At 45.4% G+C, this 12,903-nt stretch carries 11 protein-coding genes; all 11 read left to right on the top strand.

The genetic code is table 11. The features are described from left to right. Window positions 1-64: 64 nt before the first annotated feature. The 11 genes from hisS to urtD all read left to right on the top strand — a co-directional run bounded on the left by hisS (window position 65) and on the right by urtD (window position 12,902). Window positions 65-1,333: a histidine--tRNA ligase gene (gene hisS / locus AB6E51_RS10355; protein ID WP_017062514.1), complete on the top strand. Its 1,269-nt coding sequence runs from the start codon at window positions 65-67 to the stop codon at window positions 1,331-1,333. A gap of 79 nt (window positions 1,334-1,412) precedes the next feature. Then, complete coding sequence (locus AB6E51_RS10350; RefSeq protein WP_017062513.1) at window positions 1,413-2,027, top strand: YfgM family protein; 615 nt, start codon at window positions 1,413-1,415, stop codon at window positions 2,025-2,027. Between the two features lie 10 nt (window positions 2,028-2,037). Then, the gene (bamB, locus tag AB6E51_RS10345) at window positions 2,038-3,198 is read left to right on the top strand and encodes an outer membrane protein assembly factor BamB (protein ID WP_017062512.1); all 1,161 of its coding nucleotides are present in this window, start codon (window positions 2,038-2,040) and stop codon (window positions 3,196-3,198) included. Window positions 3,199-3,356: 158 nt separating this feature from the next. Then, entirely contained in the window at window positions 3,357-4,838 is a 1,482-nt protein-coding gene (gene der / locus AB6E51_RS10340) for a ribosome biogenesis GTPase Der (protein ID WP_017062511.1), read from the top strand. A 131-nt stretch (window positions 4,839-4,969) separates the two neighbouring features. Further along, a complete protein-coding gene (locus AB6E51_RS10335) occupies window positions 4,970-5,872 on the top strand; it encodes a metal-dependent hydrolase (protein WP_102428298.1) in 903 nt (300 codons plus the stop codon). A gap of 289 nt (window positions 5,873-6,161) precedes the next feature. Further along, window positions 6,162-7,166: a sensor domain-containing diguanylate cyclase gene (locus AB6E51_RS10330; RefSeq protein WP_065584656.1), complete on the top strand. Its 1,005-nt coding sequence runs from the start codon at window positions 6,162-6,164 to the stop codon at window positions 7,164-7,166. Between the two features lie 40 nt (window positions 7,167-7,206). After that, the gene (locus AB6E51_RS10325) at window positions 7,207-7,434 is read left to right on the top strand and encodes a zinc ribbon domain-containing protein (protein WP_010440564.1); all 228 of its coding nucleotides are present in this window, start codon (window positions 7,207-7,209) and stop codon (window positions 7,432-7,434) included. A gap of 295 nt (window positions 7,435-7,729) precedes the next feature. Further along, window positions 7,730-9,016 carry an urea ABC transporter substrate-binding protein gene (urtA, locus tag AB6E51_RS10320; protein ID WP_010440568.1) on the top strand — a complete coding sequence of 429 codons (1,287 nt, stop codon included), beginning with the start codon at window positions 7,730-7,732 and terminating at the stop codon, window positions 9,014-9,016. 235 nt (window positions 9,017-9,251) lie between these two features. Then, window positions 9,252-10,880 (top strand): urea ABC transporter permease subunit UrtB, encoded by a 1,629-nt coding sequence (urtB, locus tag AB6E51_RS10315; protein ID WP_372057529.1) that lies wholly within the window; start codon window positions 9,252-9,254, stop codon window positions 10,878-10,880. Between the two features lie 10 nt (window positions 10,881-10,890). Beyond that, complete coding sequence (gene urtC / locus AB6E51_RS10310; protein ID WP_372057530.1) at window positions 10,891-12,063, top strand: urea ABC transporter permease subunit UrtC; 1,173 nt, start codon at window positions 10,891-10,893, stop codon at window positions 12,061-12,063. Continuing rightward, complete coding sequence (gene urtD, locus AB6E51_RS10305; RefSeq protein ID WP_372057531.1) at window positions 12,060-12,902, top strand: urea ABC transporter ATP-binding protein UrtD; 843 nt, start codon at window positions 12,060-12,062, stop codon at window positions 12,900-12,902. Before urtC ends, urtD begins: the two co-directional genes overlap by 4 nt. Window position 12,903: the final 1 nt, after the last annotated feature.

Below are 12,903 nucleotides of genomic sequence, written 5' to 3'. Positions count from 1 at the left end.
GCGATGGGGTGTGATTGTCTATTCGCACTAACACCTGGTCGTGAGAAATTACGGAATAAATACTGTGGCTAAAAATATCCAAGCAATTCGAGGCATGAACGACTGCCTTCCAACTCAATCACCACTGTGGCAGAAAGTAGAAAGCGCAGTTAAAAACGTGGTGAGCGCATACGGTTACAACGAAGTACGTATGCCTATCGTTGAAGAAACAAACCTATTTAGCCGTGCAGTTGGTGAAGAGACAGACGTTGTTTCTAAAGAGATGTACACCTTTGACGACCGCAATGGCGATAGCCTAACGCTGCGTCCAGAAGGCACAGCAGGTTGTGTACGTTCATGTATTCAAAACAGCCTTATCAACCGTGATGAACAGCGCCTATGGTACATGGGCCCTATGTTCCGTCACGAGCGCCCTCAAAAAGGTCGTTACCGTCAATTCCACCAATGTGGTGTTGAAGTGTTTGGCCTAGACGGTCCAGACGTTGACGCAGAACTTATCATGATGACAGCACGTCTATGGCGTGAGCTAGGCATCGACAAGCACGTTCGCCTAGAGCTGAACTCAATCGGTTCTCAAGAAGATCGCGTTAGCTACCGCACTGCGTTAGTGGCTTTCCTTGAGCAACACATTGATGTGCTTGACGAAGACTGCAAACGTCGCATGCACACTAACCCTCTACGTGTACTTGATACTAAGAACCCTGATGTTCAAGCTATCTTAGGTGACGCACCTCGACTATCTGAATATCTAGGTGAAGAATCGAAGCAACATTTTGCTGGTTTGTGTGAACTTCTTGACGCTGTTGGTATCGAATACCAAGTTAATGAGCGTCTAGTACGTGGCCTAGATTACTACAACCGCACTGTATTTGAGTGGATCACAGACAGCCTTGGTGCTCAAGGTACAGTATGTGGCGGCGGTCGTTACGATGGTCTTGTTGAGCAACTAGGCGGCAAAGCAACCAATGCAGTTGGCTTCGCAATGGGTCTAGAGCGTCTGGTTCTGATGATGGAAACGCTAGAGCTAACAGAAGTTCGTCGTAGCGTTGATGTATACGTAGTTGCTGCTGGCGAAGGTACTATGATCGCGGGCATGCAGTTAGCGAATCAATTACGCGACACCGTTGAAGGCGTGCGTGTAATGAACCACTTCGGTGGTGGTAACTTCAAGAAGCAATTCAAACGTGCTGACAAAGTAGGTGCTGTTGTGGCGCTGGTACTTGGTGAGAACGAAGTTGCTGACAATACAGTTGTGCTAAAAGATCTGGTTGGCGGCGAGCAAGAAACCGTGTCTCAAACGGAAGTTGCAGAGAAAGTTGCTGCGCTAATCTAATTAGCCATTGAGCAAACGCTCATAATGAATACTAACGTCAGCACTATGCTGGCGTTTAAAGAATTAAAGAGGACAGGAAGTGGAACTTTACGATAGCGAAGAGCAACAAGTTGAAGCCATTAAAGATTGGTGGAAAGAGAACGGTAAAGCCGTAATCTTTGGTGCGGTTATTGGTTTAGGTGGTCTATTTGGCTGGCGCTATTACCAAGATTCAGTAGTTGAAGCGCGTGAAGCAGCTTCAGAAAGCTACACCTCTGTAATTTCAGCTCTTGATGTTAAGGGTGTTGATGCTCAATCTGATATTCAAGCTTTCATCGACGCAAACAAAGATGCTGAGTACTCAGTACTTGCTGCTATGCAACTAGCAAAAGTACAAGTACAAGCAGGCGATCTAGCGGCGGCACTTGAACAGCTCGAGTGGGCAAAATCGGCAACTAAGGACGCGGCACTTGCGCCACTACTTACTTACCGTGTTGCACGTATTAAAGCTGAGCAAGGTGAATTTGACGCAGCACTGACTGATCTTGCTGCTATGACAGATGAATCTTGGAAAGGCCGTGTTGCTGAACTGCGTGGTGATATCTCACTTCGTAAAGGCGACACTGACGCAGCATACAGTGCTTACACAGAAGCACAGCAAGCTGTTGACGCTAGCCAAACGCTTCAAATCAAACTTGACGACCTAGCTAAATAAGGCGCTTTGAATGAAGAAGATGTTTCCAAAAGCGGCGTTGTGTGCGATTGCTCTTGGCCTACTAGCTGGCTGTGCGGGTGAAGAAGACACCGTAATCATGGCTCCAGTACCAACGGTAAACAGCGAGTTCACTCCTAGTCAGGAATGGTCTACGTCGGTTGGTGATGGTGTTGGTCACTACTTTTCAAAACTAACGCCAGAATTGGCTTACGACAAAGTGTTTGTTGCAAGCCGTGAAGGTATGGTTAAAGCGCTTGATCCTGATACAGGTAAAGCGCTGTGGAAAGTCGATCTTGAGAAAGACGTATTGGCTCGTTTATCGGGTGGCTTAACGGCGGCTTACGGTAAAGTTTTTGTTGGTTCTGAAAATGGCGAAGTGATCGCACTGGAAGAATCGACCGGTGAAGAGCTGTGGCGTGTATCAGTCAATGGCGAGGTGCTTGCATCCCCAGCAACTGATAGCAACATGGTCATTGTTCATACCAGTCGCGGTATGTTGATCGCGTTAGATCAAGCAAGCGGTGAACAAAAATGGACCATCAGTACGGAAGTACCAAGCCTAACACTGCGTGGCGATAGCTCGCCTGTTGCAGTTTCTGGTGGTGTATTCTGGGGTACAGCAAATGGTCGTCTAGCTGCGGCTATCGTTGATCGTGGTCAGCTTATTTGGCAACAGCCAGTAGGCACACCAAAAGGTGCAACGGAAATTGATCGTTTGGTTGATGTTGATGCATCTCCAATTGTTCTTGGTGGCACCCTGTATACCGTAGGTATCAATGGTCAGCTGATTGCTATCGACCTTCGTTCTGGTAAGCCAATTTGGAAACGTAACTACTCATCAGCGATTGATTTAGCAAGTGATGGTAGCCGTTTGTTCGTTGTTACCGACAAAGACCATGTGGTTGCGGTTGATGCGCGTAGTGGTACTGAACTGTGGAGCACTCCATTGTTAGAAAACCGCTTACTGACAGCACCTGCTATTATTAATGGTTATGTAGTCGTGGGTGATACTGAAGGTTATCTGCACTGGTTGGATCGTTCATCGGGTGAGTTTGTTGCTCAACAGCTTGTCGATGATAGCGGCTTTGCGGTTGCACCAATTGAACTGCCTGAAGGCTACTTAGTGACGACTCGCAATGGCGATGTAAAGAAACTAACGATTAGCCAATAAAAGCGTGATATAATTCACAGTCGGCTCCTGGTTGGTAACAGTCAGGAGCCGTTTTGTTGTTAAAAATTAATAAACCGTGTGGTTATAGGTAAGAGTTTAAACTTGCGAACAAGTGCTTACCTATAACTACATTTAGAGAAGAAATTGTAGAGGTTGTTATGGTACCTGTTGTTGCTCTAGTAGGGCGTCCGAACGTAGGTAAATCTACGTTATTTAACCGATTGACTCGAACTCGTGATGCATTGGTTGCGGATTTCCCTGGCTTAACGCGTGACCGTAAATACGGTCATGCTCATTTTAGCGAGCATGACTTTATTGTTATTGACACTGGCGGTATCGACGGTACTGAAGAAGGTGTTGAAACTAAAATGGCTGAACAGTCGCTAGCGGCGATTGATGAAGCTGATGTCGTTCTATTTATGGTAGATGGCCGTGCGGGTCTAACACCTTCAGACGTGGCGATTGCTAAGCACCTACGTCAACTAGAAAAGCCTTCAATGCTAGTAGTAAACAAGGTTGATGGTATCGACCCTGATGCTGCAAGTGCTGACTTCTGGCAACTAGGTGTAGAAGACATGTACCAAATCGCTGCGGCGCATGGTCGTGGTGTTACTGCACTTATTGACCTTGCTCTTAACCCATTCGCAGAAGCGCTAAAAGCTGAGAATGGCGAAGTAAGCGACTTAACTGAGTTTGAAGACGAAGAAGAAGAGCAGGTTGAATTTACAGAAGAAGAAGCTGAAGCAGAATTCAAGCGTCTTCAAGATCAACCGATCAAACTAGCGATCATTGGCCGTCCTAACGTAGGTAAATCAACGCTAACTAACCGTATTCTTGGTGAAGAGCGTGTGGTTGTTTACGATATGCCAGGTACGACTCGTGACTCTATCTACATCCCAATGCAGCGTGACGAGCGTGAATACGTTCTAATCGATACTGCGGGTGTTCGTCGTCGTAAAAACATCAACGAAACGGTAGAGAAGTTCTCAGTGGTTAAAACACTGAAAGCGATTGAAGATGCTAACGTTGTATTGCTGCTTATCGATGCTCGCGAAAACATCTCTGATCAAGATCTAAGCTTGCTAGGCTTTGCGTTGAACGCTGGTCGTTCAATTGTTATTGCCGTAAACAAGTGGGATGGCCTAGATAACGACGTTAAAGAACGCGTTAAGAAAGAGCTAGACCGTCGCTTAGGCTTCGTTGATTTCGCACGTATTCACTTTATCTCTGCACTTCACGGTACAGGTGTTGGTCACTTGTTTGAGTCTGTACAAGAAGCTTACAAATCAGCGACTACTCGTGTTGGTACTTCTGTGCTAACTCGTATCATGAAGATGGCGACTGATGATCACCAACCGCCTATGGTTCGTGGCCGTCGTGTGAAACTGAAATACGCGCACGCTGGTGGCTACAACCCACCGATTATCGTTATCCACGGCAACCAAGTTCGTAACTTGCCAGATTCATACAAACGATTCTTGATGAACTACTACCGTCGTTCACTAGAAATCATGGGTACACCTATTCGCATTCAATTCCAGAACAGCGAGAACCCATTTGAAGCTAAGACAAACAAGCTGACAATTTCTCAAGAACGTAAACGTAAGCGTATGATGAGCATGGTTAAAGGTCGTAAGTAAACCTTTCCAATAGATTTGATACCCGAGCCTGTCTCGGGTATTTTTTTAAGCAAAATACACGTTAAGCCATAACAATACGTTTTTATCATCATGGCTCAACGAATCAGACTAGATTCCAGAAGAAGAACGATATGACTACTAGCGATTTGATTACACCTGTGTCAGCAATAACACCAACCATCACTCAATTTTGTCATCAGGCTTGGCAGCTCAATGCTAAAGCGCAGTACGTTGAAAGCGACGACAGCAAAACTTACCTGATTGCCGACGTAACACCTTTCCACCCAGTGAGTCATATTTGGCCCGATCACCCTGCAGACCAAGGCTTTGTGAATGTTGGTGAAGTGCAATTTCCCGTTGAAGACTGCCTTGTTGGTGCTATAGAACAATCTACTGGCAAGCTTCATATCGCAGCAGATATCCCTGTTAAGCGTGATACGGAAGGGTGGGCGTTTGTTGTTGTCCACCAGCTACCTACATCTGCTTCTATGATTAAGGTTAACGACGAAGTCGTGTTGTCGGTTGATAAAGAGTACCAAGCCAGTTTGAGCCGTGGTCACAGTGCTGGCCACATCGCTTTCCTAGCCTTGAATAAAGTATTGGCTGAGAGCTACTGGCGTAAAGATGCGGACAGAAAAGATCCGCTTGGCAGTTACGACTTCAATAGTTATGCACAAGTGACGAGCTTTGTGACTCCAGAGCTGTGTACCGATAAGTATCGCTTAGGCAAAACCCTGAAGAAGCGCGGTTTGAACGTTGCAGACATGCTAGCAAATCTTGATGACATCGAAGCTGATATCAACCAAATGCTTGCGGGCTGGCTTGCAGAGCCGACGCCAGTTGCGATGAGACTAGAAGGCGAGGCGTTAACAGACTCTCGTTACTGGGAGTGGCAGCTTGACGCAGATACTCAGGTCACTATTCCTTGTGGTGGCACACACATTGGAAATACCTCAGAACTTGGTGCGCTGTCCGTTAAGCTGACCCAGCTAGATGGCCAAAACATTGAAATGCTGACGCATGTAATTCGATGATTTAGACTACAGATCGAAATGGCTTGTGCTGTTTATTTTATTTTTACATGTCACTTTTGATATAAATGACTATTTGAAATTGAAATGCAGCATATGTAACTTATGCTTTCGGTGTGTGGTGATATAAATATTCTTTTTGGGGTAGATCGCTGATCAAAATAGATAAAGCGAAAGATCAACCTATGATCTTCGATTGTGTGTCGTACTAATTTAGTGTGTTATTATTAACCAATAACAAGCTTGCATAAGAACAAGTTGTACCCGATTACACAATTGAAAGCCTTAGTGAATGGAACAACAATTTTTATTAGAAGGTCATCGAGCCGTCAATAGCTTGCTACGGAAGCTTGCGCTTGGGATGGATCGCAAAGATTTAAATCACAAGATTATTCAGCTTACCGAGCAGCTTTTTGGGCAGCGCATGGCTTCAATTCTACTGCTCAACTCAGAGTCTAAAACGTTACACCTTGAATATGCCCCAAACCTGCCTGATTTTTACAATCAACAGATTGAAGGGGTAGGAATTGGTGCGGGGATAGGCTCTTGTGGCGAGGCAGCTGCGCTTAAGAAAGCTGTTATGGTCTCTGATATTAATACTCACTCAAATTGGGCGCCTTTCTTAACCTTGACCAATCAAGCCAACTTACACGCTTGTTGGTCGGTGCCCATCATCTCTTCGCATGGCCACGTGCTAGGTACATTTGCGATTTACAGCCGATGCATTTCAGAACCTCATGAATTTGAACTCGAGATCTTGGAGCTGCTTGCTTCTTTGTATTCAGTCGCGCTAGAGAAATACGAGCTAGAGAATCAACTCAACTTTTTTGCCAGTCATGATTCGCTGACGCATTGCTTGAACCGCCGAGCATTGTTAAGTGAAGCTAAGAAGGTTTTAGTTAAACGATGTTTTGCGGACAAAGTGATGGCCTGCCTGTTTGTTGATGTTGATAAATTCAAGTCAATCAACGATACGTATGGCCATAGCTTTGGCGATGATGTTCTGTTAGCCGTTGCAAAAGTTCTCGATGAAGCGACTACGGCATGTGCCAAGGTAGGTCGTTACGGTGGTGACGAGTTTGTAGTGTTTTCTTGCTTTGATACCGAACAAAAAGTGTCAGACTTTTATCACAGCTTAGAAAAAGCGTTGGATAAAGCTCTCTATATTAATGGCGTTCAGTTTTCAGTCAGTGTTGGGATTGCTTGTGAAAAGTCGCCTAAAGGGCTCGATCAGTTGATTGCGTCAGCTGACAAAAGCATGTATCAAATCAAGCAAGCCAAGGCGAAGAAAGAGTAGATTGCTTATTAGTACTGAAAGTAAAAAGTTAGGATTTCCTATGAGTGAAAATATCTGCCCTAAATGCCAGTCAGAACTTAGCTGGGATGGTAAATACCACTGTGAAAGCTGCCAAGATCACTTTACAAAAGTGGGCTTTTGTCCTGAGTGCAGCAGCCAATTAGAGAAGCTTCAAGCTTGTGGGGCTGCGAGCTATTTCTGCAATGGTGATTGTAACGAGCTTAAATCTAAGTCGAGAGTGAAATTCGAGTTTCAACAAGCCGAATAGTCTTACCTCTCAATGGCAAGACGATAATCTGAGATGTTTTTTGTAGGTCTAGTATGAAAATATTGGGCCTTTTTTGTATTTAGCGAATATGCGTGTGTCATCTTGGTTCAATCTTATCGTCACTGCACCAGCATGAAACATAGTAACCTTGTCGCTATGCACTGCATTGGTGTTAACTTAGTTAAAGTACTATTAAATACAAAGGCTTAAAACTTTGTTGGTTATGTTTTAAGTTTGGCACTCTTCTTGTAACTCTGTAATTGAATAACAAAAATACAATTATGGAGTAACAATCATGAACAAGGTGTTCAATTTATCGCTAGCTGCACTGTGTACAACACTTTCATTTTCTTCTGCAACAGTGCTTGCGGCTGACGATACCATTAAAGTCGGCGTTCTACATTCATTGTCAGGCACTATGGCGATCAGTGAAACAACGCTAAAAGATACCGTTCTTATGCTCATCGACGAGCAAAACAAAAAAGGTGGCTTACTTGGTAAGAAGCTTGAGCCTGTAGTTGTTGACCCTGCGTCAAACTGGCCGCTGTTTGCTGAGAAAGCACGTGAGCTTATCGAGAAAGAAAAAGTGGATGTGGTATTTGGTGGTTGGACATCGGTATCACGTAAATCCATGCTGCCAGTTTTTGAAGAGCTAAACAGCATCCTTTTCTACCCAGTACAGTATGAAGGCGAAGAGTCCTCTAAAAACGTTTTCTACACCGGTGCTGCGCCAAACCAACAAGCGATTCCTGCCGTTGATTACTTAATGGATGAACTTGAAGTGGAACGTTGGGTGCTTGCAGGTACCGATTACGTTTATCCACGTACCACCAATAAGATCTTAGAGGCCTACCTAAAAAGTAAAGGTGTCGCAGAAGAAGACATCATGATCAACTACACACCGTTTGGTCATTCTGATTGGCAATCTATTGTTTCAGATATCAAGAAGTTTGGTGAAGCTGGTAAGAAAACCGCCGTTGTATCTACTGTGAATGGCGATGCAAACGTACCTTTCTATAAAGAGCTTGGTGCTCAAGGTGTTTCATCTGAAGACATTCCAGTGATTGCATTCTCGGTTGGCGAAGAAGAGCTATCGGGCATGGATACTGAACCTCTAGTGGGTCACTTAGCGGCATGGAACTATTTCATGAGCGTCGATACCGAAGTCAATGAAGAGTTCGTTGAAACATGGCAGTCATTCATTAAGAGTGACAAACGTGTAACGAATGACCCGATGGAAGCACACTATATTGGTTTCAATATGTGGGCTCAAGCTGTGACTAATGCGGGCACAACCGATGCTGAAGCGGTGCAAGATGCATTGATTGGTGTGTCTGTTCCAAACCTATCTGGTGGCTACTCAACCATGCTACCAAACCACCACATAACTAAACCTGTATTGATTGGTGAGATTCAAGATGATGGCCAGTTTGACATCGTTTGGGAAACCACAGGCCTTGTTGCAGGTGATGCTTGGTCTAACTACTTACCTGAATCAGCAAAACTATTCTCTAGTTGGTCTAAGCCATTCTCATGTGGTGCGTTCAACGTTGAAACTAAAAAGTGTTCTGGTGGTAACTAGAGTTATTCGCTCTTAGCTGATAACTAGTTACTGGTTATCAGCTTTCGTTACTGGGTGTTAGCTATTACCGGTAACTACTAGCTATGAATATTGAGCCTTCTCTTTAGGGAAGAGTGCTTCTGCATGGAGGCGCAACGAAAGAGAAGGCTCAAATTAGTTTCAAGTCACAACAACTATCCAAACATCCACCAAGTAAAAAATAACAATATCTAACTTGTTGGTTAAGGAAGCAGGGATGAAGAACGTATTAAACGTATTTAAGGCGCTGTTGCTCATGGCTATCAGTGCTCAGTTGGCTTTTGCTGGAATAACGGATGAAGCTAGCTTTACCAAGGCGCTAGTTGGTAAAAAAACATCGGATAAAGAGCTAGCCATCGATTGGATCATTGAGACACAAACGGAAGACGTGTCGAAGGCTATTTTATATGGATGGTTAAACGGCAATCTCTATTACTTCAATGATAAAAAAAACGAACATTATAAACAGCTCTATCTCATTCAAAACACCAAAACAGCCACTTCAGCTCAGTCTGGATGGGATGAATCAACTCTCAATATCGACAATGCTAAGCTGTTTAAAAAGGTGCGCGTAAACAACAAACTTCGCGGGATCTTACGGGGTGAAATTGCCTCTATTGGATTAAATAGCAGTAACCCAGATGTGCGTTATCAAGCGGTTCTCGATCTACTGGGAACTAAGGATGCCACTATCATCGATCGTTTATCCGAACTTAGAGAAAATGAGACCGATGGTAAAGTCGCTGAACTAATGGATTTGTCATTAGCTATTTTTACCTCGCTTGATAACAGTGCAACAACTGAAGCTCGAGTAACATCGATTGAACGAGTGGGCGACTTTAAGCATTCAGTCGTTCTAAAAACACTGAACCAACTACTTAACGGTGAGCAAGAACCAAGCATTTTGGCTGCAACAGAGCGTGCGATGGACGATTATCAACAAAGCCAAGCTCTGTACTCAGGTGTTGAAACCGTATTCTTTGGCTTGAGTTTAGGTTCGGTATTGGTACTAGCGGGCATTGGCTTAGCGATCACCTTTGGTGTGATGGGCGTTATCAACATGGCTCATGGTGAGCTGATCATGATTGGCGCTTACACCACCTATGTATTGCAACTTCTGATGCCGAATCATATTGGTTTAGCGCTAATACTTTCTATTCCTGCAGCATTCATCGTTTCGGGCTTAGTGGGTATTGCGATTGAGCGAAGCGTGATTCGTCACCTTTATGGGCGTCCATTAGAGACCTTGCTCGCCACCTTTGGTATCAGCTTAATCTTGCAGCAAGCCGTTCGCTCTATTTTCTCTCCGCTGAACCGATCAGTGAGTACACCTGAATGGATGTCTGGTGCGCTTCAATTGAATCCTATGCTATCGCTGACTTATAACCGTCTTTACATCATCTTGTTCTGTGGCTTGGTGTTTATGGGGTTATTGATGGTTCTGAAAAAGACACCGTTAGGCCTTCAGGTTCGTGCCGTTTCTCAAAACCGTGGTATGGCTCGTGCGATGGGGATTCGATCGGAACGTGTTGATGCGATGACCTTCGGTTTAGGCTCTGGCGTCGCAGGTGTTGCGGGTGTAGCGCTTTCTCAACTGACTAACGTTGGCCCAAATATGGGGCAGGCGTACATCATTGATTCTTTCATGGTGGTGGTGTTTGGCGGGGTTGGCAACTTATGGGGCACACTAGTCGCAGGGCTCAGCCTTGGCTTATTTAATAAGATTTTAGAACCATGGGCTGGTGCGGTTCTCGCCAAGATCCTAGTACTGGTTTTCATCATTCTGTTTATTCAAAAACGTCCACGCGGACTATTCCCGCAACGTGGCCGTGCGGCTGAAGGTTAAGGACAACATCATGCAGTCTAAATCATTTGTACTTTCGGCGATGCGTGGTGACAAAGGTGGTCAACTGACCATCCTTGCCATTCTTGCGGCCGTCATTCTTATTCCGCTGGCTAACACCATGTTGCCAAGTGGACACCCGCTTCATGTTGAGATTTTTACAATCTCATTAATGGGCAAATACCTGAGTTACGCAATGTTGGCGTTGGCGCTCGATCTTGTGTGGGGCTACCTCGGAATCTTGAGTCTAGGCCATGGCGCTTTCTTTGCGCTTGGTGGCTATGCGATGGGCATGTACTTAATGCGCCAGATTGGTGACCGTGGGGTATATGGTGACCCAATCCTACCTGACTTCATGGTGTTTCTTGATTGGTCGGCGTTGCCATGGTTCTGGCAGGGCTTTGATCAGTTCTGGTTCGCCTGCCTAATGGTGGTGTTGGTACCGGGCGCATTGGCTTATTTGTTCGGTTATTTAGCTTTCCGTTCTCGAGTGTCAGGGGTGTATCTTTCTATCATGACTCAAGCGTTAACTTACGCATTGATGCTGGCATTTTTCCGCAACGAGATGGGCTTTGGTGGCAACAACGGACTGACGGATTTCAAAGACATCATCGGTCTGAGTTTGCAGAGTGATGCGGTCAAGATAGGTCTGTTTGTCGCGACTGGTATTGCGCTTATTCTCAGCTACATAGCTTGTCGCATGGTGGTGACCAGTCGATTAGGTCGTGTGGCATTAGCGATTCGTGATACGGAATCACGCACTCGCTTTATGGGCTATGACGTCGATGGCATCAAGCTGTGGGTCTTCGTTCTTTCTGCGGTTATCGCCGGTATTGCCGGGGCTTTATATGTCCCTCAAGTGGGTATTATCAATCCGGGAGAATTTGCTCCTCTTAACTCGATTGAGATTGTGGTTTGGGTAGCCTTAGGCGGTCGTGCCACTCTGTTTGGTGCCATTGTCGGTGCATTGATCATCAACTACGCCAAGAGTTGGTTTACGGTTGAGTTCCCGGAGGTGTGGCTGTTTGCTCTGGGTGGACTATTCGTACTCTCAACCATGTACTTCCCACAAGGTGTGATTGGCTTTGTCAGTGAAAAGTGGCAGCAGCTGCGCAAGGCATCAAATGGGAAAAACCAAGATAAAGATAAGGATGATCAGCACAAGGCCAAGGAGGTGATCGCATGACCACATTTAATAGCGTAAAGGAATCGGTTCAGGCGTTCACTCGTCGAGACGAAGTCTTTGATTACCTCAAACCCGATATTCATCCTGCCATCGATACTCGACATAACGTGCTGTTGTATGTCGAAGGCGTCAACAAAAACTTCGATGGTTTCCAAGCGATAAACGACCTCAACCTCTACATCAAAGAGGGAGAGCTACGCTGTATCATAGGTCCTAATGGCGCAGGTAAAACCACCATGATGGACATTATCACAGGTAAAACTAAGCCAGACACCGGCGAGGTGTGGTTGGGTTCGAACATCAACTTATTGAAGATGAACGAAGCCGAAATCGCCAATGCAGGCGTTGGGCGTAAATTCCAAAAACCTACCGTGATTGAGTGTTTAACTGTGTGGCAGAACCTTGAATTAGCCATGGCCGGTGACCGCTCAGTGTGGGCGACGTTCACCGCTGTGATGTCTGGTGAACAGAAAGACAAATTGACCTCGGTACTTGAGCTGATTCATTTAAAAGACGAAGCGGCGAATTTGGCAGGTAACCTGTCTCACGGACAAAAGCAGTGGTTAGAGATCGGCATGCTATTGATGCAAAACCCTAAGCTGTTGCTGGTGGATGAACCCGTGGCAGGTATGACTCACCAAGAAATGGATCGCACCTCTGAGTTACTTAACTCACTGGCAGGTAAGCACTCGGTTGTGGTCGTTGAACACGATATGGATTTCGTTCGTTCTATCGCCAGCCATGTCACCGTGCTTCATCAAGGTCATGTGTTGGCTGAAGGCACCATGGATCAAGTGCAGGCTCACCCTGAAGTTAAACAAGTTTATCTCGGAGAATAGG

Source organism: Vibrio sp. 10N.247.311.47 (assembly GCF_041467535.1).
GTDB classification, from domain to species: domain Bacteria; phylum Pseudomonadota; class Gammaproteobacteria; order Enterobacterales; family Vibrionaceae; genus Vibrio; species Vibrio crassostreae_C.
This window is presented reverse-complemented; position numbering and strand designations above follow the sequence as displayed.